17 protein-coding genes are annotated in these 21,709 nt (G+C 69.2%); all 17 read right to left on the bottom strand.

Going from position 1 to position 21,709, the window contains the following annotated elements; translation table 11 throughout:
• Positions 1-48 precede the first annotated feature (48 nt).
• The 17 genes from AB0D94_RS09280 to typA all read right to left on the bottom strand — a co-directional run bounded on the left by AB0D94_RS09280 (position 49) and on the right by typA (position 21,464).
• Complete coding sequence (locus AB0D94_RS09280; protein ID WP_362048007.1) at positions 49-1,899, bottom strand: peptidoglycan binding domain-containing protein; 1,851 nt, start codon at positions 1,897-1,899, stop codon at positions 49-51.
• A 333-nt stretch (positions 1,900-2,232) separates the two neighbouring features.
• Complete coding sequence (locus tag AB0D94_RS09275; protein WP_362048004.1) at positions 2,233-2,616, bottom strand: DUF6113 family protein; 384 nt, start codon at positions 2,614-2,616, stop codon at positions 2,233-2,235.
• A complete protein-coding gene (gene mshB, locus AB0D94_RS09270; RefSeq protein ID WP_362048001.1) occupies positions 2,613-3,509 on the bottom strand; it encodes an N-acetyl-1-D-myo-inositol-2-amino-2-deoxy-alpha-D-glucopyranoside deacetylase in 897 nt (298 codons plus the stop codon). Before mshB ends, AB0D94_RS09275 begins: the two co-directional genes overlap by 4 nt.
• Before the next feature lie 17 nt (positions 3,510-3,526).
• Entirely contained in the window at positions 3,527-4,186 is a 660-nt protein-coding gene (locus AB0D94_RS09265; protein WP_362048129.1) for a zinc ribbon domain-containing protein, read from the bottom strand.
• A gap of 1,500 nt (positions 4,187-5,686) precedes the next feature.
• Entirely contained in the window at positions 5,687-5,881 is a 195-nt protein-coding gene (locus tag AB0D94_RS09260; protein ID WP_266934435.1) for a hypothetical protein, read from the bottom strand.
• Positions 5,882-6,235: 354 nt separating this feature from the next.
• A complete protein-coding gene (locus tag AB0D94_RS09255; RefSeq protein ID WP_362047997.1) occupies positions 6,236-7,357 on the bottom strand; it encodes a dipeptide ABC transporter ATP-binding protein in 1,122 nt (373 codons plus the stop codon).
• Positions 7,350-8,333 (bottom strand): ABC transporter ATP-binding protein, encoded by a 984-nt coding sequence (locus AB0D94_RS09250; RefSeq protein ID WP_362047994.1) that lies wholly within the window; start codon positions 8,331-8,333, stop codon positions 7,350-7,352. The genes AB0D94_RS09255 and AB0D94_RS09250 overlap by 8 nt, the downstream gene beginning before the upstream one ends.
• 12 nt (positions 8,334-8,345) lie before the next feature.
• Positions 8,346-9,362 (bottom strand): ABC transporter permease, encoded by a 1,017-nt coding sequence (locus AB0D94_RS09245; RefSeq protein ID WP_362047991.1) that lies wholly within the window; start codon positions 9,360-9,362, stop codon positions 8,346-8,348.
• The gene (locus tag AB0D94_RS09240; protein WP_362047988.1) at positions 9,355-10,278 is read right to left on the bottom strand and encodes an ABC transporter permease; all 924 of its coding nucleotides are present in this window, start codon (positions 10,276-10,278) and stop codon (positions 9,355-9,357) included. Before AB0D94_RS09240 ends, AB0D94_RS09245 begins: the two co-directional genes overlap by 8 nt.
• 93 nt (positions 10,279-10,371) lie before the next feature.
• Entirely contained in the window at positions 10,372-12,009 is a 1,638-nt protein-coding gene (locus AB0D94_RS09235) for an ABC transporter substrate-binding protein (RefSeq protein ID WP_362047985.1), read from the bottom strand.
• A 189-nt stretch (positions 12,010-12,198) separates the two neighbouring features.
• Entirely contained in the window at positions 12,199-13,137 is a 939-nt protein-coding gene (locus AB0D94_RS09230) for a GNAT family N-acetyltransferase (RefSeq protein ID WP_362047982.1), read from the bottom strand.
• 121 nt (positions 13,138-13,258) lie between these two features.
• Positions 13,259-14,311, bottom strand: a complete 1,053-nt coding sequence (locus AB0D94_RS09225) for a dipeptide ABC transporter ATP-binding protein (protein WP_362047979.1) — start codon at positions 14,309-14,311, stop codon at positions 13,259-13,261.
• Entirely contained in the window at positions 14,304-15,353 is a 1,050-nt protein-coding gene (locus tag AB0D94_RS09220; RefSeq protein ID WP_362047976.1) for an ABC transporter ATP-binding protein, read from the bottom strand. Before AB0D94_RS09220 ends, AB0D94_RS09225 begins: the two co-directional genes overlap by 8 nt.
• Before the next feature lie 51 nt (positions 15,354-15,404).
• The gene (locus AB0D94_RS09215; protein WP_362047973.1) at positions 15,405-16,325 is read right to left on the bottom strand and encodes an ABC transporter permease; all 921 of its coding nucleotides are present in this window, start codon (positions 16,323-16,325) and stop codon (positions 15,405-15,407) included.
• A gap of 21 nt (positions 16,326-16,346) precedes the next feature.
• Entirely contained in the window at positions 16,347-17,270 is a 924-nt protein-coding gene (locus AB0D94_RS09210) for an ABC transporter permease (RefSeq protein WP_362047970.1), read from the bottom strand.
• Positions 17,271-17,468: 198 nt separating this feature from the next.
• Positions 17,469-19,121, bottom strand: coding sequence for an ABC transporter substrate-binding protein (locus AB0D94_RS09205; RefSeq protein WP_362047967.1), 1,653 nt, complete (start codon positions 19,119-19,121; stop codon positions 17,469-17,471).
• A 438-nt stretch (positions 19,122-19,559) separates the two neighbouring features.
• Positions 19,560-21,464, bottom strand: a complete 1,905-nt coding sequence (typA, locus tag AB0D94_RS09200) for a translational GTPase TypA (RefSeq protein ID WP_362047964.1) — start codon at positions 21,462-21,464, stop codon at positions 19,560-19,562.
• Between the last annotated feature and the right edge of the window lie 245 nt (positions 21,465-21,709).

Here is a 21,709-nt window from a genome sequence, read left to right as displayed (position 1 = left end):
CCCGGGGTGCGGGGCGGGGGCTCCGTGGAACGGGTGCCCTGGGGGCGTCTAGCTGGCGTTGGTGTCGATGACCACCGTGCGCTCGGCCGTGTTCTTGCCGCGCAGGGCCGTGCCGAGGGCGCCGGCGACGTCCTGCGGGGTGACCGCCGTCTTGGCACCGGTGCCCCGGGTGATCAGGACTCCGTCGAAGGTGTTCCCGTAGGTCTCCTTCAGCGCCTCCAGGTCGAACTTCTCGACGAGGTGGCCGTCCACGACCTGCATGCTGAGGATGCGGGGCAGGGACTTGCTGCCGAAGGCGATGCTCTTGCCGCCCGCCTTGACGACGGCGTTCGCGGACATCGCCGGCTCGGCGAAGCTCTTCATCGCCCGGTCGAGTTCGGCCTGGTCGATGACCGGCGCCTTGGTGGTGACGGGCAGTTCGACCGCGGTGGACTTGCCGGTGGCGACCATGTCGCGGAAGGCCTGGGCGACCTGTTCCACGGAGGCGTCCACGTCGAGCGTGCTGCCGGCCGTGCCGGGGACGGCGACGGCCTTGCCGGTGTCGAACGTGATCGTGCCCTCGGTGGCCGTGCCGGCGGTGGCGGCGAGCTCCTGGAGCGCGACCTGGAGCTTCTCCTCGTCGCGCGGCAGGACCGGGTCGGCCTTGCGCTCGTTGCCGAGGAGCGAGCCGATCACGGTGACGGGGTTGTAGTCGCTGCCGGCCGCGTTGCGGACGGTGGTCTGGCTGTCCAGGGTCAGGCCGGCCTTCTCGGGCTTCAGCTCGACCTGCTTGCCGCCGACGCTGAGCTGGAGCGGAGCGGTCGCGCGGGTGCCGAAGGCCTTCTGGAGCTTGGCCACGGCCTCGTCGCGGCTGCCGCTGATGTCGACGCCGAGGACGGTGGTGCCCTTGGGGACGTCGGAGTGGTTCAGGAGCAGCCCGGCGCCGTAGGCCACGCCGAGCAGGGCGACGAGGCCGCCGCCGAGGAGGACCAGCTTGGAGCGGCCCTTCTTGGCGGGCTTGGCCACGGCGTTCGGCTTCGCGGCCGCCGGGCGGGCGGCCGCCGGGGCCGGTCCGGGCGCCGGTACGGGGAGGGGTGCCGGGGTGTCCAGCTCGGGGCCGGGCCAGCGGGGCGTCTCGCCGGGGCGCGGCCCGTCGACGGGGACGGTCCCGAAGCCGGGGCCGCCGGTGGGGCCGGCGGGGACGCCGCCCTGGCTGCCGTAGACGGGGAACGCCTCGGTGACGGGGCCGCCGTCCTCCTGGCCGCTCCCGTACGCCGGGAAGCCCTGGGTCGAGCCCACGCCGGGGCCGCCCGCGTGCGGACCCGCGGGGGCCGGGGGCTGGGGCTGGGCCCGGCCCGGCCCCATCGGGTCCTGGCCGTAGCCTGCGCCGGAGCCCGCGACCGGCGGGGGCGGGGTGGTGCGCGGCGGGGCGTAGCTCGCGCCCGGCACCGGCGGGGGCGGCGAGGTGCGCGGCGGGGCGTAGCCCGCGCCGGGTACGGGCGGGGGCGGCGGGGCGGCCGCGGGCGACGGGGCGGGGGCGGACGCCTGCACGGGCCCGGGCGGCGCGGGCGCGGGTGCCGGGGCCTTGCGGGGGGCGAACCAGTTGCTGGGCGCCTCCCCCTCGGCCGCGGGGGCCGGGCCCGGCCCGGGCGCCGGCTCCGGCGCGGCCTCGATCCGGGTCGGCTGGGGCTTCGGCCGCGGCGTGAGCCTCGGCTCCGCGGCCGACGGCGCCGGCGGCTGCGGGGCCTGCCGGTCCTCGGCCCCGGCGGCCGCCGCGTCGGCGGCGTCGGCTCCCATGGCCTTGCGCACGACCACCGGCGGGATCGGCCGCGAACCCGGGATGTTGATCCGGATCCGGGTCGTCAGGGTGGTCTCGGTCTTGGGCCCGTCGGAATCGGGCGTGGAAGGCTTCGACGTCACAGGGTTCTCCTCCGGGGCGGTCGCCGCAGCGTCCGTGGACGGATACTGGCCGGTTCCATACGGCGGCGTACCCGAGGGGTAGGCGGCTCCACCGTGCCCCTGGGGCCCGGAGGACGAACTGTCGGTTTCACGACTCAAGGCAGGTTCTCCCGGTTGGCTCCGCCGCCCGTCATACCGTGCGCGGGCAGCTCGGCGGCCCGTCCACCATACTGGCCACCGCCCGGGCGCAACTGACCACCAGGAATCAGAGGTTCCCCATGACCCGGGTCAAACCCCTCTCAAGGGGCGTTCGGACCGCCTGGGACCGGTCCCCCTACGGGGTCCGACACCACGTCACTTGGCAGGCCGCGCGGCCTGAATCGGACGATCCTGCGGGCCGCGCATCGTGGCGCAGATCACAGCGAGTACGGTTCCACCCAAAAGATAGGCGTACATGCCGATACCGGACGAACTGAGCAGGAAGTCTCCCTCCGGCCTCGGCACGCTCAGCATCACGTACGCGAGGAACCACCCGGCCGCGGCCGGGCCCACACCCAGCCCGACCCCGAGGGTGATCCGGCCCGCCAGGAACACCCCGAAGAGGGCGAGCAGTCCGAGCAGCAGTCCGGCGGGGAACCACAGGTCCACCACCAGCCAGCCGGCCGCGCCGGTCAGCGCGCCGGCCGCCAACAGGCCCAGACAGGCGGCGATCCGCCCCGGTGTCAGCGTCCCGGTCATGCCCGCACCCCCGCGAACAGGTCGTGCTCGCGCTCGCCCGGCGCGGCGCCCGGCCGGCCCGCGGCCAGTTCGTAGTACTCACCGGTGAACAGCGGCTGCGTCAGGTCGTTGGAGAGGGCGAAGAAGGGCCCGTCCACGGCGATCTGGGTGGCGTGGGCCCGCATGGCGGCCGCCTTGGCGGCCGCGTAGGGCTCCTCACCGGCGATCTCGGCGGTGATGCGCTCGTCGGCGACGACCCCCGGCACGTCGGCCGGTGTGGCCAGCCCCGGGAAGGGCGTCTCGCGCCCGGCCGCCCGCAGCGCGGCGAAGCCCTCCTCGACCACCGAGAGCGGGACGCGGTTCCAGTAGATCTTCTCGACCGCGTGCGGCGCTCCGAGGTCGCGTCGGTAGGCGCTCTCCGCCGCCAGTTCCGCGGCGCGCATGGCGACCCGGTGGGCCTGGATGTGGTCGGGGTGCCCGTACCCGCCGTCCGGGTCGTAGGTGACGAGCACCTGCGGGCGCACCTCGCGGATCACCTCGACGAGGTACGCGGCGGCCTCGTCCACGTCGGCGGACCAGAAGGCCTGCGGGCGCCCGTTCTGGGGGGCGCCCATCATCCCGGAGTCCCGGAAGCGGCCGGGGCCACCGAGGAACCGGTGGTCGGTGACGCCCAGTTCGGCCATGGCGGCGGCGAGCTCGCCGACGCGGTGGGCGCCCAGGGCGTCGTCGCGGTCGGCGGCCAGGTGGGCGAGTTCCGGCGGGATGACCTCGCCCTCCTCGCCGAGGGTGCAGGTCACCAAGGTGACGAGGGCCCCCTCGGCCGCGTATTTGGCCATGGTGACGCCGTTGTTGATCGACTCGTCGTCCGGGTGCGCGTGCACGAGCAGCAGACGACGGGCGGGAAGACCGTTCATGGGCCTAGCGTCTCAGATCAGGTGAGTGATCCTGAGCCGGACGTATGTCTGGTTCGAGGATGGGTTCCCATCGTGGAGGGGTGGCGTGGGCGTGGAGGTGGAATCCCGCGCCTCTTGCTGCTCCTCGCGGCCGGGTGTGGCCTGGTGGTGGGTGTACTGATCGTTGTCACGTCCTGGTGCCGGTTGGCTGCGCGGGGCAGTCGGGGCCGGTCCGTGTGAGCGTGTCCCTCCGGACGCTGGCCTGCCGGGCCCTGAGGCCCGGCAGGGGAGGGTGTCCGGCGTCGCCTGGGCGTCGGACGTGGTGTCTTGTGCCGGGTGGGTCCGGTCTTGGACCGGTCCCGTCGGCTGGTCTGATCGGTGGTCGGTGCGATGACCGCGCCTGCTTCGAGTGTGTCCACGACCGTGCGGATGACCATGCTGCCGGTGGTGCGGTCAGTCACGATCGTCTTCGTCTGGTGGGTAAGGCCGCGCGCTGCGATGCGCTGCCAGGCACCGTGATCACGGTCTCCCTGCCATCCGCAGCCGGGGCAGACGGCCCATTTCCAGCCGGGTGTGGTGGGCCGGTCGGGGGCTTTGCGATGCCGTAGCGGGGTAAGGCATCGCGGGCAGTGCTTGGAGGTGTTCCGCGCGGGGACGGTGACGACGGCGATGCCCGTCTCGGCGGCCAGATGCCGCATACGGTCCACGATCCTCCCGCGTATCTGCTGGGACAGGCGCGTGTTGAGGGTGCGGCCCATGCCGCGGGCCTCCATCGAGCGGAGGTCTTCGACGTAGATGACGCTCGCCCCGGCGGCGATGGCTTGATCGACCGTCCATCTGGCGGCGGATGCAGCGAGCGAGTCGTTGAGGTTTGAGCGCCGGTCGGACACCGTACGGATCTGGTCGGCCAAGACGCCGTGCTTGGTCTCCAATCGCACGTTAGTGACGGCACGTCCGTCGATGAGTCGCTGATAGCGGTCTGCCTTGGCACGCAGGTGCTCGGACAGTCGGCGCAGCCGGTGCTGTTTGGCGATGATTCCGGCGGCCCGGAGAATGCCGCCGACCCCGAGGGCGGTGATTCGCCCGTCGCCGTGAAGACGGGCGAATCACAGGACAGCAGGGTATTCAGGCCCCAGTCCACACCCAGCGCAACCGTGTGCCCACTGCGGGCCGCCTTCGGGACCAGGTGGGTATAGACGAGATCGACACGGACGCACCCCTGGTGCGGGCGGAGGTTGGGCAGGTGCAGCACCGCGCCTGCCGGGATCGTCGGGGGCAGCTTGATCGGGCAGGCCACCCACGTCCAGTCCTTGTAGGACCGCGGGTCGGGGCGGATCGGAAGCTGCAACCGCAGCAGGGCACGGCGCGGATCATCCGCCCGCTCGATGGTGGCCTGCTGCCCGTCACAGGCCGACAGCGGCAACGTCCGAACGGCCCTGGGCGCGCTCTCCACCTCGAACACATCGGCCGGCATCACATCGTGCTTCTTGATGAACACGGCGATCTGCCGGGTGCGGGACTTGATGACGGTGGACGGCAGATGCTGCCCTCCCGGCACCGCCGCGCGCACCGCCTCCCACTCTCGGCCCGTGCGCTTGGCAGGGTCGGCGGGCCAGGTCTCGATCACCGCGACGGTGAGATCGCCGCGCCATTTTGCCGACCGTAGGAGGCGCCCGGCCTGCTCCTGCGCCATACGGACGATCCGGTCATTGACACGAATACCCTCGGGCGGCACGACGGTCCAGCCCAGACGGCGCAGCGCCATCCACGCGTTCGACGGCAGCTTCCGCCCGCCAGCATCCTCGCCGGACGCGAGCGCATCCACATCGCCTGTGTTCCAGTGGGCGGCCAGCAGCTCGGCGGCCATGCCGGCCACCAGAGAGACCGCCCAGCCGACACGCTCCGCCAGCACCGAGGTGGCCAGCAGTTCACCGGTCTTCTCATCCACACCCGTCCGCAACAGGCCGCGGGCACAAGCGGTCCGCGTGGTCCCAGCCTCGGCGAGCGGCGCCTTCCGACTCAACGCTCACCCTCCCCGCCACGGTGCTGTCATCCGATCAACGACACCTCCGACGAAAGGTCACCCATTCGATCCGCGAACTCACATCCGACACCCGCACCGGGCGGACATCACGACGAGAGTCTCAACACGATCACTACGGATACCTAAGGAAATATGCGAGCCTACGAGCAGCGTCCTAGAACTTGAGACCACTGATCATGCTGGCCACGTTCGAGGTGAGCTGACTGAGGGTCGGCGCCACGGTGGAACTGGCCAGGTAGAAGCCGAGAAGCACGCAGACCACCGCGTGTCCTGCCTTCAGGCCCGACCTGCGGACCAGCAGGAAGACGATGATCGCCAGCAGCACCACGGCGGAGATCGAGAGTGCCACGGCGTTTCACCTCCACGTCGAGCGGATATCGGTACGCGTATTCGTGCTCGGCAGGAGTCATACCCACCGCGTGCTACGGATCATAACTATCCGTGCCAGCGCATCGATCGAAATCCGGCAGCACGAGGGGCGCATGCCGCGCATTTGGAGGGGCACGGGGGTGGCCGACCGGACAGGCGTGACGCCTCCCCGGCCGGCTGTCGGCACCCGCACGGCCGCACGACACCCAGGCTGCACGGCCCATATCTCGGGGCAGAAACGGGCAAGTTGCCTCCGTGTAAACGGAGTTGACTGGGTGACCCGGGTCACCGGGTCACCCCTGCACGGGTGGCTGGAAATGAGCGGTGAGGTGATCTACTCCTTCGCGAGCGGACCGGGCGGGTCCGGCTGCGAGGACGGCGGTGAGGCCGGCGGTGCGGCCGGCGGCCACGACGGCGGTGCCGACGGCGGCGGCTCCGTGTGCGGCACCACCTGTTTCTCCGCCGCGAAGTGACAGGCCGAAGGGTGCGCGGCCGGCCCCGAGGGGAAGACCGCCGGGACGGCGAGCAGCGGCACCTCCGCCGCGCAGCGGGCCTCGGCCTTCCAGCAGCGGGTGCGGAAGGGGCAGCCCGACGGCGGGTCGGCCGGTGAGGGCACGTCACCGGTGAGGATGATCCGCTCGCGGTGGGCGCGGGCCTGCGGGTCGGGGACGGGCACGGCCGAGAGCAGGGCCTGGGTGTACGGGTGGGTCGGGTGCTCGTAGATCTGGGCGTCGGTGCCGATCTCGACGATCCGGCCCAGGTACATGACCCCGACCCGGTCGGAGATGTGCCGCACGATCGAGAGGTCGTGCGCGATGAACACGTACGACAGGTCGAAGTCGCTCTGGAGGCGTTCCAGGAGGTTGATCACCTGGGCCTGGACGGAGACGTCGAGCGCGGAGACCGGCTCGTCGGCGACGATCACCTCGGGCTGGAGGGCCAGGCCGCGGGCGATGCCGATGCGCTGGCGCTGGCCGCCGGAGAACTGGTGCGGGTACCGGTTGATGTACTCCGGGTTGAGTCCCACCACGTCCAGGAGCTCCTGGACCTTGCGCCTCCGGTCGCCCTTGGGGGCGACCTCGGGGTGGATCTCGTACGGCTCGCCGATGATGTCCCCGACCGTCATGCGCGGGTTCAGCGAGGTGTACGGGTCCTGGAAGACCATCTGGATGTTGCGGCGGACCGCCTTGAGGGCCTTGCCGGACAGCTTGGTGATGTCCTCGCCCTTGTACGAGATCGCGCCCGAGGTGGGCCGCTCCAGGTTGACCAGCATCTTGGCCACCGTGGACTTGCCGCAGCCGGATTCGCCGACGATGCCGAGCGTCTCGCCGGGGCGCAGCTCGAAGGAGACCCCGTCGACGGCCTTGACCGCGCCGATCTGCTTGCGGAAGAGGATGCCCCGGGTCAGCGGGTAGTGCTTGACGAGGTCCTTCACTTCCAGAAGGGACTCAGGCATGGAGGCACTCCTTCCAGAAGTGGCAGGCGCTGGCGCGCGGTACCGGCGATTCGGTCACCTCGTAGAGCGGCGGCACGTCGGTGCGGCACACGGCCTGCGCCATCGGGCAGCGCGGGTTGAAGGCGCACCCGGGCGGGATGGCCAGCAGGTTGGGCGGCAGCCCCTTGATCGCGTACAGCTCCTGGCCCTTCTGGTCCAGGCGCGGGATCGAGTCGAGCAGGCCGCGTGTGTACGGGTGCGCGGGCGCCTTGTAGATCTCGTGGACGGGGGCCGCCTCGACGATCCGGCCGGCGTACATGACGGCGATCTTGTCGGCGACGTCGGCGACGACGCCGAGGTCGTGGGTGATCAGGATCAGGCCCATGTTCAGCTCGCGCTGGAGCTCGGCCAGCAGGTCCATCACCTGGGCCTGGACCGTGACGTCCAGGGCCGTCGTGGGCTCGTCCGCGATGATCAGGGAGGGTTCCAGGGCCATCGCCATCGCGATCATGATGCGCTGGCGCATGCCGCCGGAGAACTGGTGCGGGTAGTCCCCCACCCGCTCCTTCGCCGCGGGGATCTTCACCCGGTCCATCAGCTCGACGGCCTTGGCCTTGGCGTCCTTGCGGGACATCCCGCGGTGGACCTCGTACATCTCGCCGAGCTGCGCGCCGACGCTCAGCACGGGGTTCAGGGAGGAGAGGGCGTCCTGGAAGATCATCGCCATCTCGGCGCCGCGGACCTTGCGGCGTTCCTCCTCCCTCATCTTCAGGAGGTCCTTGCCCTTGAACAGGATCTCGCCGCCCCCGATCCGGCCCGGAGGCATGTCGAGGATGCCCATCACGGCCTGCGCGGTGACCGACTTGCCCGAGCCCGACTCGCCGAGGACGGCGAGGGTCTCGCCCTCGTCCACCGAGTAGTTGACGCCGTTGACCGCCTTCGCGACTCCGTCGCGCGTCTTGAATTCCACGTGCAGATCGCGGACTTCGAGCAGCATGTGCGGGGCTCCTCAGCGCAGCTTGGGGTCGAGGGCGTCGCGCACCGCGTCGCCGAGCATGATGAAGGCGAGCACGGTCAGGCTGAGCGCGCCCGCGGGGTAGAGCAGCATGTGCGGGGCGTTGCGGATCTGCGAGGCCGCGTTGGAGATGTCGATGCCCCAGGAGACGGTGGGCGGGCGCAGGCCCACGCCGAGGAAGGAGAGCGTGGCCTCCAGGGCGATGTAGGTGCCGAGCGCGATGGTGGCGACGACGATGACGGGCGCGACGGCGTTGGGCGCGACGTGCCGCAGCAGCATCCGGGCGTTGCCCGCGCCGAGGGCCCGGGCGGCCTGGACGTAGTCGTTCTGTTTGGCGGTGATCACCGAGCCGCGGGCGATGCGGGCGACCTGCGGCCAGCCGAGCAGGACGATGAAGCCGACCACCGGCCAGACGGTGGTGCTGGTGACGACGGACAGGAACACCAGGCCGCCGAGGATCACCGGGATGCCGAAGAAGATGTCGGCGACACGGGAGAGCAGGGAATCGCTCCAGCCGCCGAAGAAGCCGGCGAGCCCGCCGAGCGCGGAGCCGAGCAGGGCGGCGCCGAGGGTGGCGCACACGCCGACGGTGATGGAGGCGCGGGCCCCGTAGACGGTACGGGTGTACACGTCGCAGCCCTGGGTGTCGTAGCCGAAGGGGTGGCCGGGGGCGGAGCCCTGCTGCGATTTGGACAGGTCGCACTGGAGCGGGTCCCCGCTCGCGATGAGCTGGGGCCAGATGGCGATGACGACGAGGAAGAGGATCAGCAGCCCGGAGAGGATGAAGACGGGGTTGCGGCGCAGCTGGTGCCAGGCGTCGGACCACAGGGAGCGGGCGCGCTCCCGTGCCGGTGCGCCCGGGCCGGGGCCCGGGACCTTTTCCAGGCTCTCGGCCTCCTGCAGTGCGAGGTCCATGGCGCCCCCCTGGCCGGTGGGTGAGATCGCCTCGTGGGGGCGGGGGCCCACGGGGTCGTAGCCGCCGGGGCCTTCGGGGCTCTCGGGCTCAGGCATAACGGATCCTCGGGTCCAGGACCGCGTAGAGCAGGTCGACGAGCAGGTTCGCCAGGAGGAAGACGATGACGAGGATGGTCACGAACCCGACCACCGTGGGGGCGTTGTTGCGCAGGATGCCCTGGTAGAGCTGGTAGCCGACGCCGTGGATGTTGAAGATCCGCTCGGTGACGATGGCCCCGCCCATCAGGGCGCCGATGTCGGTGCCGATGAAGGTGACCACCGGGATGAGGGAGTTGCGCAGCAGGTGCCGGGTGATGACCCGGCGGCGCGGCAGGCCCTTGGCGACGGCGGTGCGCACGTAGTCGGCCTTGACGTTCTCGGCGATCGAGGTGCGCGAGAGGCGGGTGACGTACGCGAGGGAGACCAGGGCCAGGACGATGCCGGGCAGGATCAGCTCGTTCCAGGGCGCGTCCGGGGAGACGGTGGGCCGGACCCAGCCCCATTTGACGCCGAAGAGGTACTGGAGCAGATAGCCGGTCACGAAGGTGGGCACGGAGATCACGACGAGGGTGAGCACCAGCACGCTGGTGTCGACGGCCCTGCCGCGGCGCAGGCCGCTGACCACGCCGAGGGTGATGCCGACGAGGATCTCGATGGCGATCGCGACGACGGTCAGGCGCAGGGTGACGGGGAAGGCCGTGGCCATCAGCGAGGTGACCTGCTGGCCGTTGAAGGCCGTGCCGAAGTCGCCCTGGAAGATCTGGCCCATGTAGTGGAGGTACTGCTTCCACAGGGGCTGGTCGAGGTACAGGTCCTTGCGGATGCGCGCGGCGGTGGCGGGGTCGGGAGCCTTGTCGCCGAAGAGGGCCGCGACCGGGTCACCGAGCGCGTACACCATGAAGAAGATCAGGAAGGTGCTGCCGATGAACACCGGGATCATCTGGAGCAGCCGCCGGATCACATAACGTCCCATGGAGTGCTCCATGCTGTCGGTGGGATCAGCGTCGGTGGGCCCGGCGGGCCCCCTGCGAGCGGCGGGGGGCCGGCCGGGAGATCCGTCGGCGGGTCAGCTGACCTTGATCTGGTCGTAGACCGGGACGCTGAACTGGTTGAGGCTCACGTCCGAGAGCCGCTCGGAGTACCCGGCGCTGCCGTTCTGGTACCAGAGCGGGATGGACGGCATCTGCTCGGCGAGGATCTTCTGGGCGTCGCCGAAGGTGGCGGTCGCCTTGGCCGCGTCGCTCTCCTGGTTGGCCGCGTCGACGAGCCTGTCGAAGTCCGGGTTGCTGAACTTCCCGTAGTTGGAGGAGGCGCCCGTGTAGTAGAGCGGCTGGAGGAAGTTCTGGATCAGCGGGTAGTCGGCCTGCCAGCCGGAGCGGAAGGGGCCGGTCAGCTTGTAGGAGCTCTGCTGGTTGCGGAAGTCCGCGAAGGTGCCGATGGGGTTGACCGTGCAGACCGGGCCCTCGCCGAGGGCGTTGTTGATGCTGTTGCAGACGGCGTCCATCCAGTCGCGGTGCGAGCCGGTGTCCACGTTGGAGGTGAGCGTCATCTTGCCGCCCGGCAGGCCGCCGCCCTCCTGGATGAGCTGCTTGGCCGCCGCGGGGTCGAAGGTGCAGGCCTCGCCGCAGGCGGTCGCGGAGAAGCCGCCCTTGTCGCCGAGGGCCGGTGAGGTCCAGTCCTTCGCGGACGTGCGGGTCTCGTGGAAGATCTGCTTGGTGATCTCGTCGCGGTTGACGGCCATCGAGATGCCGCGGCGGACCTTCTCCATGCCCTCCTTGCCCCACTGGGGGTCGTAGAGGGGGAAGGTGAGGGTCTGGATGATGAGGGCCGGCTGGTTGATGTACCGGTCGCCGAGGTCGTCCTTGACGTTCTTCAGCTGCTGCGCCGGGACGTCGTCGACGAGGTCGAGGTTCCCGGAGATCAGGTCGGTGTACGCGGTGTTGTTGTCGGTGTAGACCTTGAGGTCCACGCCGCTGTTCTGCGCCTTGTCCTCACCGGGGTAGCCGTCCCACTTGCGCAGCTTCATGCCGGTGCCCTTGGTGTAGGAGTCCACCGTGTACGGGCCGTTGCCGACGGGCTTGTTCAGCCAGCCGGCGTGGTCGGTGAAGAAGGCCTTGGGCAGCGGGGAGAAGGCCTGGTAGCCGAGGGTCTCGGGCCAGGTGGAGAACTTCTGCTTCAGGGCGACGGTGAAGGTCCTGGGGTCCTTGACGACGAGTCCGGACATCGTCTTCGCCTTGGGTTCCCCGGATGCCGGGTGCACGTCCGCGTAGCCGACGATGGCGGCGAAGAAGGAGGCGTTGTTCTGCTTGTTGCGCACGTCCGCCGCGTAGTTCCAGGCGTCGACGAAGGACTGGGCGGTGACGGGCTCGTCGTTGCTGAACTTCCAGCCGTCCTTCAGCGTGATCGTGAAGTTCTGGCTGTCCGTGGTCTCGATCTTCTCGGCGAGCATGTTCTTGGCCTCGCCGGTCTTCGCGTCGTACCGCTTCAGGCCCCGGAAGAGCATGTCGAGGACCTTGCCGCCCTGCACCTCGTTGGTGTTGGCCGGCTCCAGCGGGTTCTGCGGGTCACCCCAGGAGGACGAGACGACGCCCGCACCGCCACCGCCTCCGCCGCTGTCGCTCCCGCCGCCGCAGGCCGTCGCCGCGAGGGCGACGGCCACGGCGCACGCGGCCCACTGGACCCGGATGGCTCCGCCTCCACGCATGGAGTGCCTCCTGTGACTCCTTCCCCCGGACGGGTCCGGGGGACTTCTCACTCGGCTCCGTGGAACCTCGTGACGGCCAAGCCCTGACCGCTGCCCGCAGGCAGGCTCAAAGCGTATCGCCCAATGTCACCCCATGTGTCTGCCCGCGGACTCACGGTCGGCCCGATTCCACCCGCGCGTCCCGCACCTTCACCCCTGTGGGTGCAAAAGCAGCTCCCAGGTGTCGACCGCGTAGTGCAGGCCCATGCCGTGTGCCTCGTAGAGCGCGAGTGCGCCGGTTTCGTTGCGGGTGTCCACGCCGAGGCCGACGGTGTCCCGGCCGCGCTCCGCGTAGACGGCGAAGGCGTGGCGCAGCAGGAAGCCGCCGATGCCGCGGCCGCGCAGCTCCTTGCGCACGCCGAGGTGGCTGACCCAGCCCATGCTGGTGCGGTCGTCGCGGGTGAGCAGGACCGCTACGTCGCCCTGCCCGGGCAGGCTCGCGATCCAGACCAGGGACCAGTCGAGGTCGCGGGCGTCGAGGTGGTCCAGCCAGGCCTCGTGGTCGCGGTCCACATGGCCGAAGTGCGCCGCGAAGGTCTCCTCCACCAGGGCGTGGGCCCGGCGGCGGTCGGCCTCGTCGGCGGCGCAGTGGCGCAGGGTGAGCCCGGCGGGCGGGGCGGGCGGGAGGTCGGCCGCGGGGGTCACCGTACGGGTCATGACCTGGTAGTGGCGGATGGTCCGGTAGCCGCGCCCGCGCAGGAGGCCGAGGTCGAGGGTGGGCGCCACGTTGAGCTGGATCCGCAGGACGCCGGGGCCCGGGCCGGCGGCCATCTCGCGGGCCCTGGCCTCCATGAGTTCCAGGAGCCGTACGGCGGCCTCGTGGTGGTCCGGCAGTACGTAGTGGTCCCCGTCGACGCGGCCGGGTCCGGAGTCCGCCCAGACCATGGCGTAGGCCACGAGCCGGCCGCCGTGGAAGGCCAGCCAGGAGTCGGTGGCCAGGTCGACGTCGGGGTGGTGGAGGTCCGCCTCGACCGTGCCCAGGTCGGTCTCCGGACGGCCGATCTCGATCACGTCGACGGCGTTGAGCAGGGCGCAGATGTCGGACGCGTCCCCGGGCCCGGCGGGCCGGACGGTCAGCATGGCGGTCATCGGCCCACTCTCGGCCCGGGCCTCGGGCGGGCGCAACCGGGTTTCGGCGGGGAAACGCCGGGGCGCCCGGTACCGGAGGAATCCGGTACCGGGCGCCCTGAAGGACGTACGCCTGCGGGGGTCAGACGGCCAGGACGGCCTTCTCCTCCGCGAAGTGGCAGGCCGACTCGTGCGCGGCAAAGGTGTCCTGGCCCTTGAAGCGCTCCGGGATCGCCAGCAGCGGCTCCTCGGTGGAGCACTTGTCCTGGGCCTTCCAGCAGCGGGTGCGGAAGCGGCAGCCCGACGGCGGGTTGGCCGGGGACGGGACGTCGCCGGTGAGGATGATCCGCTCGCGGCCCTCGCGCGCGTCCGGGTCGGGGACCGGGACGGCGGACAGCAGCGCCTGGGTGTACGGGTGGGTCGGGTGGTCGTAGATCTGCGTGTCGGTGCCGATCTCGGCCATCCGGCCCAGGTACATGACGCCCACGCGGTCCGAGATGTGCCGGACGATGGACAGGTCGTGCGCGATGAAGAGGTAGGACAGGTCGAACTCGTCCTGGAGCTTCTCCATCAGGTTGATGACCTGCGCCTGCACCGACACGTCGAGCGCGGAGACCGGCTCGTCGCAGATGATGATCTCGGGCTGGAGGGCCAGGCCGCGGGCGATGCCGATGCGCTGGCGCTGACCGCCGGAGAACTGGTGCGGGTACCGGTTGATGTACTCCGGGTTCAGGCCCACGACGTCCAGGAGGTCCTGGACCTTGCGCCGGCGGTCGCCCTTGGGAGCCACCTCGGGGTGGATCTCGAAGGCTTCGCCGATGATGTCGCCGACCGTCATGCGCGGGTTCAGCGAGGTGTACGGGTCCTGGAAGACCATCTGGATGTTGCGGCGGACCACTTTGAGGGCCTTGCCGGACAGCTTGGTGATGTCCTGGCCCTTGTAGAAGACCTCGCCGGCGGTGGCCGTCTCCAGGTTCATCAGCAGCTTGGCGACGGTGGACTTGCCACAGCCGGATTCGCCGACGATGCCGAGGGTCTCGCCCTTGTAGAGGTCGAAGGAGATCCCGTCGACCGCCTTGACCGCGCCGACCTGCTTCTTGAACAGGATGCCCTGGGTCAGCGGGAAGTGCTTGACCAGGTTGCGGACCTGGAGGATCGGCTCGCGCTCGGTGGCGTTCTTGGTGAGCTCAGCCATGGATCTGCTCCTTCCAGAAGTGGCACGCGCTGCCGCGGCCGGGCAGTTCGGTGCCGTCCTGCTCGGTGACCTGGTGCAGTACCGGGATCTCCGTACGGCAGAGGTCGGTGGCCTTGGGGCAGCGCGGGTTGAACGCGCAACCGGTCGGGACCTTGAGCAGGTTGGGCGGCAGGCCCTTGATCGCGTAGAGCTCCTGGCCCTTCTGGTCCAGGCGCGGGATCGAGTCGAGCAGGCCGCGGGTGTACGGGTGGGACGGGCGCTTGTAGATCTCGTGGACCGGAGCGGTCTCGACGATCCGGCCCGCGTACATGACGGCGATCTTGTCCGCGACGTCGGCGACGACGCCGAGGTCGTGGGTGATCAGGATCATGCCCATGTTCATCTCGCGCTGGAGCTCCGCGAGCAGGTCCATGACCTGGGCCTGGACGGTCACGTCGAGAGCCGTGGTGGGCTCGTCGGCGATGATCAGGTCCGGCTCCAGGGCCAGCGCCATGGCGATCATGATGCGCTGGCGCATACCGCCGGAGAACTGGTGCGGGTAGTCGCCCACGCGCGCCTTGGCGGCGGGGATCTTCACGCGGTCCATGAGCTCGATGGCCTTGACCTTGGCGTCCTTCTTGGACATGCCGCGGTGCACGGTGAACATCTCGCCGAGCTGGTTGCCGACCGAGTAGACCGGGTTCAGGGAGGACAGCGCGTCCTGGAAGATCATCGCCATCTTGTTGCCGCGGAGCTTGCGGCGCTCCTCGTCGGACATCTTGAGGATGTCCTTGCCGTGGAAGCGCACCTCGCCGCCGGCGATCCGTCCGGGCGGGCTGTCGAGGATGCCCATGATCGCCTGAGCGGTGACGGACTTGCCGGAGCCGGACTCGCCGAGCACGGCGAGGGTCTCGCCGGAACTGACGCTGTAGCTCACGCCGTTGACGGCCTTGACGACCCCGTCACGGGTCTTGAACTCGACTTGGAGGTTGTCCACCTCCAGCAGCGGGGTGCCGGGACGGGCGTCCGTCTCCGTTCCGCTGAGAATCTCCGACGTGGTCACGCCGCCACCTTCGTCCTGCTTGCTGATGTTGTTTCGGAGCATCGGGCGGCCCTACCGCAGCTTCGGGTCGAGCGCGTCACGCAGGCCGTCGCCGACGAAGGCGAAGCCGAGCACGGTGACCACGACGAAGAGGCTGGGGAACATCCACAGATGGTCCTGGATCCCGATGTACGCCTGGCCGTCGGCGAGCATGTTGCCCCACTCGGGGATGTTCACCGGGACGCCGGCGCCCAGGAAGGACAGGGCGGCCACACCGATGATCGCGGTACCGACGTTGAAGGTCGCGTAGACCAGCACCGCGGTCAGCGAGTTGGGCAGGATGTGCTTGCGGATGATCCGCGGGCCGCTGGCGCCGAGCGCCCTGGCGGCGTGCACGTAGTCCATCTCGCGGACCGACAGGATCGAGCTGCGCAGCAGGCGCGCGACCGTGGCCCACGAGAAGATCGCCAGCGAGATGATCACCGGCGTGATGCCGCGGCCGGTCACCAGGATGATGACCATGGCGCCGATGAGCATGGGGAACGCGAGGAAGACGTCGGCCATGCGCATGATGACCGGGTCGGCGAACCGGGCGAAGTAGCCCGCGACGGCGCCGAGCAGGACTCCGATCAGCACGGCGAAGAGGATCGACGCGAGACCGACGAGGACGGCGATGCGGGTGCCGGCTATGAGGCGGGAGAACACGTCGCGGCCGAGCGAGTCGGTGCCCATCAGGTGCTCTCCACCCGGGCTCGCCAGGGTGTTCATGAGGTCCTGGTCCTGCGGGTCGTACGGCGCGATGAAGCCGCCGAACGCCGCCGTCAGGAACAGCAGGGTGACGATGCACAGGCCGACGACGGCCAGCTTGTTCTGCACGAAGCGGTGGCGGATCTCGCCCCACTGGCTGATCTGCTTGGGGGTGGCGGACACGACGGCCTTCTCCGGCGCGGGGGCCTCGTCCCCGAGCGCCGGGCTCTTGACGAGCTCAGTCATGGGAAATCTCCTTGGGGACGGTCAGCTGAGGCGGATGCGCGGGTCGAGTGCTGCGTAGAGCATGTCGACGAGGAGGCTGAGAACGATGAAGATGCCGACGCTGTAGGTGACCACGCCGATCACGATCGGATTGTTCTGCTGCTGCACCGCCTGGACCAGCGCCAGACCGGCACCGTCCCAGTTGAAGATCGTCTCGGTGATCAGCGCGCCGCCGAGCAGGGCGCCGAAGGCGATGCCCAGATAGGTCACGACGGGGATGACCGAGTTGCGCAGGACGTGCTTGAACAGCACCCGTCGGCGCGGAAGGCCCTTGGCCACCGCGGTCTTGACGTAGTCCGCGCGCAGCACCTCGAGCATGGTGCCGCGGGTGAGGCGGGCGACGAAGGCGATGTCCACCAGGGCCAGGGTCAGCGCGGGAAGGATCATGGCGTCGAAGGAGTCGCCGTCGATCGGCAGCCACTGTAGTTCCAGCGCGAGGAACTTCTTCAGCAGGAAGCCGATGACGAAGGTGGGGAAGCCGACCAGGGCGGTGGTCAAGAAAGTCGTGGTGACGTCCAGTGCGCTGTATCTGTACAGCGCGGCGATGATGCCCACGCCCATGCCGAAGATGGAGATGAGAACGATCGCGAAGGCGGCCAGCTTTGCGGTGTTGGCCAGCTTCGGACCGAGGATCTCGGAGACCTCCCGGCGCTGGATGTAGTCCTCCCCGAGGTCACCGGTCGTGACCTTCTTGACGTAGTTCACGTACTGCTCGGGCAGGGACTTGTCGAGTCCGTAGCGCTCACGGAGCTCTGCGACCACTGCGGGGTCACGTGCCTTGTCACTGCCGGCGATCGAGCCCACGGGGTCTCCGGGGAGCACGAACAGACACGTGAACAGGACCATGGTCGCGCCGATGAGCGTGATGACCATCTGCCCGAGGCGACGGGCGACGTACCTTCCCATGTTTTGCCTCTCTACCTGGCCGCTTCTGGGAACAGCGGCCTCCGGCCCGTGCGACGGACCGGCTCTCGGCGGGCGGGCGGGGCCCGCGAATGTGAGGGGTGCCGAAGTAAGAACGGCCTGCTGAGCGGGGTCGCGGCCCACCGGCTTTCCGGGGGGCCGCGACGCGCAACGCTCCTGGCGGATCTACCGCCGGACCGGTTACTTCTTGAGCTGGATCTTCTCGAGGATCGGGTCCTCGTTGAAGTTGATGTCGTCCAGACCCGTGAACTTGTCAGTCGCCATCAGGCGGAACTGGGAACGGTTGAAGGTCGGGATCAGCGCCATGTCGTCCATGGCCATCTTCTCAGCCTGCTTGTAGAGGGCAATGCGGGCGGCGTCGTCCTTGGTGGCACGGGCCTGGTCGATCAGCTTGTCGAACTCGGGGTTGTTGTAGCGGGCGCGGTTGTCACCGGTGACCTTGCCGTTCTCGTCCTTGGCCATCGAGGTCGAGTGCAGCAGCGGGAAGAGGAAGTTGTCCGCGGTCGGGTAGTCGGCACCCCAGGCGAAGCGGTACATGCCGGTCGCCCCCGGGGTCTTCTGCTCCTCGAGCAGACCCGGGAAGTCCTTGCCGTCAAGCTTGACCTTGACGCCGAGGACGTCCTCGATCTGCTTGGCGAAGGCCTGGACCCACTCTTCGTGGCCCGCGCCGGTGTTGAAGAGGAACTTGATCTCCGTACCCGGCTTCAGGCCGCCCTTCTCGGCGTGCTCCTTGGCCTTGGCGACGTCCTGCTTGATGCAGGAGGTGCACAGGTCCTTCTGGTACGCGGACGGGATGGCCGGCGGCACGATGGTCGTCGACGGGGTCTGGAAGCCCTGGAAGACACCCTTCGCGACGGCCTCGCGGTCGATCGCGTAGGAGATCGCCAGACGGGCGTCCTTGTTGTTCAGGGGCGCGGTGTCACCGATCGGCAGAATCCAGTTCATGCCCATGGTGTCCTTGGCGAGCCACTTGTTCTGCGCCTTGAACTTCGTCTCGGCCGCCTTGAGCTGCGGGACCGGGATGTGCGCGTAGTCCAGCGCACCCGCCTGGAACTGCTCGAACTCGAGCTGGTGGGCGGTCTTGTCGTTCAGGAGCTTGATCTGGACCTCGCCGAGCGAGGCCTTCTCGAGACCGTAGTCGTCGTTACGGACGAGGGTGATCTGCTTGTTGTGCTCCCACGCACCCTTCATCTTGAAGGGGCCGTTGCCGACCGGGGACTCGCCGAACGCCTTGTCCTCTTCGCCGACCTTGGCGGTCGTGGGGACCGGGCTGTACGCGCCGTGGGCCGTCTTCAGGACGAACTCACAGTCCGCCTGGGACAGGTCGACCTTGATGGTCGAAGCGTCCGGAGTGGTGACGCCGCTGAAGGTCTTGGCAGCGCCGTCCTTCAGCTCCTTGTAGCCCTTGATGTCGGCGAAGTGGTACGCGACGTCGGAGGCGGCGGCCTTGTGAGCGGCACGCGCCCAACCGCGGGAGAACGCCTCGGCGTTCACTTCCTCGCCGTTGGAGAACTTGGTGCCCTGCTTGACCTTGAAGGTCCAGGAGGTGCAGTTGTCGTTCGGCGTGGCCGACTCGGCGAGCGCCGGCTCGGCCTTGCCGTCCGGCGTGTTGGCGTACAGGCCCGTGAACAGGGCGTTGGAGACCAGGATGCCCGTGGACTCGTGCGCACGGCCCGGGTCGATCGTGTCGGGCTCCGTGTTGCCCATGCGGAACACGCCGCCGGCGACACCACCGTCGCCCTTGTTGTCCTTGTCACCGCTGCCACAGGCGGTCGCGGCCAGGGCAACGACAATCGCCCCCACGACCCACTTGGCGCTCTTGGCACCACGCATGGGTTTCCTCCTCATGAGTCCACTGATTGGCTTGAGGGGCAAAAAAACGCCGCCGACACCCCTGACGGCGAGCGAATTCCTGCCCATAGTGTGCTCGTGAGTCGGCGCTCCCCACAGCGCATGACCCATTGACCCGAGCTCAATGGAGCCATCCTCGGCGACGCCTAGGCCGTAAACCACACTTAAGTGGTCTCGTTTTCACAACATCGATCCCTGCCAGAAACCCGAAATCCGGACAAAGGGATCAGAGACAGACACCCGCGAAACGGACGGTTATGACGTCTTCCGGAGTGTCACGGTCGGTATGCGGACACTGGAGCCCAAATATTCGGTTGACAAACGCGAACAACCCCTCCCGTCATGGGTCTCCATGACGGGAGGGGTTGCTCCGATTCCGGTGCCCGGCCGCGCCCGTGGGGCGGCCGGACCACTCGGGTACTACTTCGCGGACTTGGCGCGCGACGCGGTGCGCGAGCGCTCCTTCTGGTCCAGGACGACCTTGCGGATGCGGACGGCCTCCGGGGTCACCTCGACGCACTCGTCGTCGCGGCAGAACTCCAGGGACTGCTCCAGGGAGAGCTTGCGGGGCGGAATCACGTTCTCCGTGTTGTCCGCGGAAGCCGCACGCATGTTGGTGAGCTTCTTCTCCTTGGTGATGTTCACGTCCATGTCGTCGGAGCGCGAGTTCTCGCCGACGATCATGCCCTCGTACACCTCGGTGCCGGGGTCGGTGAACAGGACGCCGCGCTCCTGGAGGTTGATCATCGCGAACGGCGTGACCGAGCCGGCGCGGTCGGCGACCAGGGAACCGTTGTTACGGGTCACCAGCTGACCGAACCACGGCTCGTGGCCCTCGTGGATCGAGTGGGCGATACCGGTACCGCGGGTGTTCGTGAGGAACTCCGTACGGAAGCCGATGAGGCCGCGGGACGGGACGACGAACTCCATGCGGACCCAGCCGGAGCCGTGGTTCGACATGTTGTCCATGCGGCCCTTGCGGACGCCCATGAGCTGCGTGACCGCACCCATGTGCTCCTCGGGGACGTCGATCGTCATGCGCTCGACCGGCTCGTGCACCTTGCCGTCGATCTCCTGCGTGACCACCTGCGGCTTGCCGATGGTCAGCTCGAAGCCCTCGCGGCGCATCTGCTCGACCAGGATGGCGAGCGCGAGCTCACCGCGGCCCTGGACCTCCCAGGCGTCGGGGCGCTCGGTGTCGAGGACGCGGAGCGAGACGTTACCGACCAGCTCGCGGTCCAGACGGTCCTTGACCTGGCGGGCGGTGACCTTGCGGTCCTTGACCGCGGACTTGGCGTCCGCGCCCTTGCCGCTGCCGCCGCGGCCGACCATCGGGGAGGTGTTGGTGCCGATGGTCATGGAGATGGCCGGCTCGTCCACCGAGATCAGCGGAAGGGCGATCGGGTTCTCCGGGTCGGCCAGGGTCTCGCCGATCATGATCTCGGGGAAACCGGCGACCGCGCAGATGTCACCCGGGCCCGCCACCTCGGCCGGCTTGCGGGTGAGCGCCTCGGTCATCATCAGCTCGGTGATGCGGACGTTGGAGATGCTGCCGTCACGCTTGATCCACGCGACGGTCTGGCCCTTGCGCAGCTCGCCCTGCTCGACGCGGACGAGCGCGATGCGGCCGAGGAAGTTGTCGGCGTCCAGGTTGGTGACGTGGGCCTGGAGGGGGGCCTCCTCGTCGTACACCGGGGCGGGGACGTGCTCCAGGATGGTGGAGAAGAACGGCTCCAGGTTGGTGCTGTCCGCCGGGACGGTGCCGTCCTCGGGCTTGGTCAGCGACGCGACGCCGTCACGGCCGCAGGCGTAGACGATCGGGAACTCGATCTGGTCCTCGTCGGCGTCCAGGTCCAGGAAGAGGTCGTACGTCTCGTTGACGACCTCGTCGATCCGGGAGTCCGGGCGGTCGGTCTTGTTGATGCAGAGGATGACCGGCATCTTCGCCTGCAGGGCCTTGCGCAGGACGAAGCGGGTCTGGGGCAGCGGACCCTCCGAAGCGTCCACCAGCAGGACGACGGCGTCCACCATCGACAGACCGCGCTCGACCTCACCACCGAAGTCGGCGTGGCCGGGGGTGTCGATGATGTTGATCGTGATGGGCGCCCCGCCGTCCTTGGGGTGGTACTTCACCGCCGTGTTCTTGGCGAGGATCGTGATGCCCTTCTCACGCTCCAGGTCGTTCGAGTCCATCATGCGGTCGTCGAGGTGCTGGTGGGCGGCGAAGGCACCGGCCTGCTTGAGCATGGCATCGACGATGGTCGTCTTGCCATGGTCGACGTGGGCGACGATGGCGACGTTACGGATGTCGTGGCGCGTGGGCACTTCGGCGCTTCTCCCGGGATCGTGGATGGCGTCGCGTACGGCCTGGCACGCGCGCCTCGACCGGGCGAAAACCTGCCACGGCCTTACCCCATGGTACGTCGCGCAGCGGGAACCGCCTGCCGGGGGGTCTGTCAAGAGGCCGTACGAATGAGGTCGGCCGAGCGCGGGGTGGGGGTGCTCGGCCGCCGGTCGGGCCAGTGTTCATGCGGGTCAACGGGCATCCATGACCTTGCCCGCCGAAGATC

It is taken from the genome of Streptomyces sp. NPDC048255 (assembly GCF_040652415.1).
Classification (GTDB): Bacteria; Actinomycetota; Actinomycetes; order Streptomycetales; family Streptomycetaceae; genus Streptomyces.
The sequence above is the reverse complement of the archived record's forward strand: the minus strand, read 5'-3'. Positions and strand labels throughout refer to the sequence as shown.

What these genes read in the sequence shown, in the direction of transcription:
- AB0D94_RS09275 (WP_362048004.1), bottom strand. Translation starts at nt 2,616, where the DNA reads ATGACCGGGACGCTGACACCGGGGCGGATCGCCGCCTGTCTGGGCCTG.
- mshB (WP_362048001.1), bottom strand. Translation starts at nt 3,509, where the DNA reads ATGAACGGTCTTCCCGCCCGTCGTCTGCTGCTCGTGCACGCGCACCCG.
- AB0D94_RS09265 (WP_362048129.1), bottom strand. Translation starts at nt 4,186, where the DNA reads ATGCGGCATCTGGCCGCCGAGACGGGCATCGCCGTCGTCACCGTCCCC.
- AB0D94_RS09255 (WP_362047997.1), bottom strand. Translation starts at nt 7,357, where the DNA reads ATGCCTGAGTCCCTTCTGGAAGTGAAGGACCTCGTCAAGCACTACCCG.
- AB0D94_RS09250 (WP_362047994.1), bottom strand. Translation starts at nt 8,333, where the DNA reads ATGCTGCTCGAAGTCCGCGATCTGCACGTGGAATTCAAGACGCGCGAC.
- AB0D94_RS09245 (WP_362047991.1), bottom strand. Translation starts at nt 9,362, where the DNA reads ATGCCTGAGCCCGAGAGCCCCGAAGGCCCCGGCGGCTACGACCCCGTG.
- AB0D94_RS09240 (WP_362047988.1), bottom strand. Translation starts at nt 10,278, where the DNA reads ATGGGACGTTATGTGATCCGGCGGCTGCTCCAGATGATCCCGGTGTTC.
- AB0D94_RS09235 (WP_362047985.1), bottom strand. Translation starts at nt 12,009, where the DNA reads ATGCGTGGAGGCGGAGCCATCCGGGTCCAGTGGGCCGCGTGCGCCGTG.
- AB0D94_RS09230 (WP_362047982.1), bottom strand. Translation starts at nt 13,137, where the DNA reads ATGACCGCCATGCTGACCGTCCGGCCCGCCGGGCCCGGGGACGCGTCC.
- AB0D94_RS09225 (WP_362047979.1), bottom strand. Translation starts at nt 14,311, where the DNA reads ATGGCTGAGCTCACCAAGAACGCCACCGAGCGCGAGCCGATCCTCCAG.
- AB0D94_RS09215 (WP_362047973.1), bottom strand. Translation starts at nt 16,325, where the DNA reads ATGACTGAGCTCGTCAAGAGCCCGGCGCTCGGGGACGAGGCCCCCGCG.
- AB0D94_RS09210 (WP_362047970.1), bottom strand. Translation starts at nt 17,270, where the DNA reads ATGGGAAGGTACGTCGCCCGTCGCCTCGGGCAGATGGTCATCACGCTC.
- AB0D94_RS09205 (WP_362047967.1), bottom strand. Translation starts at nt 19,121, where the DNA reads ATGCGTGGTGCCAAGAGCGCCAAGTGGGTCGTGGGGGCGATTGTCGTT.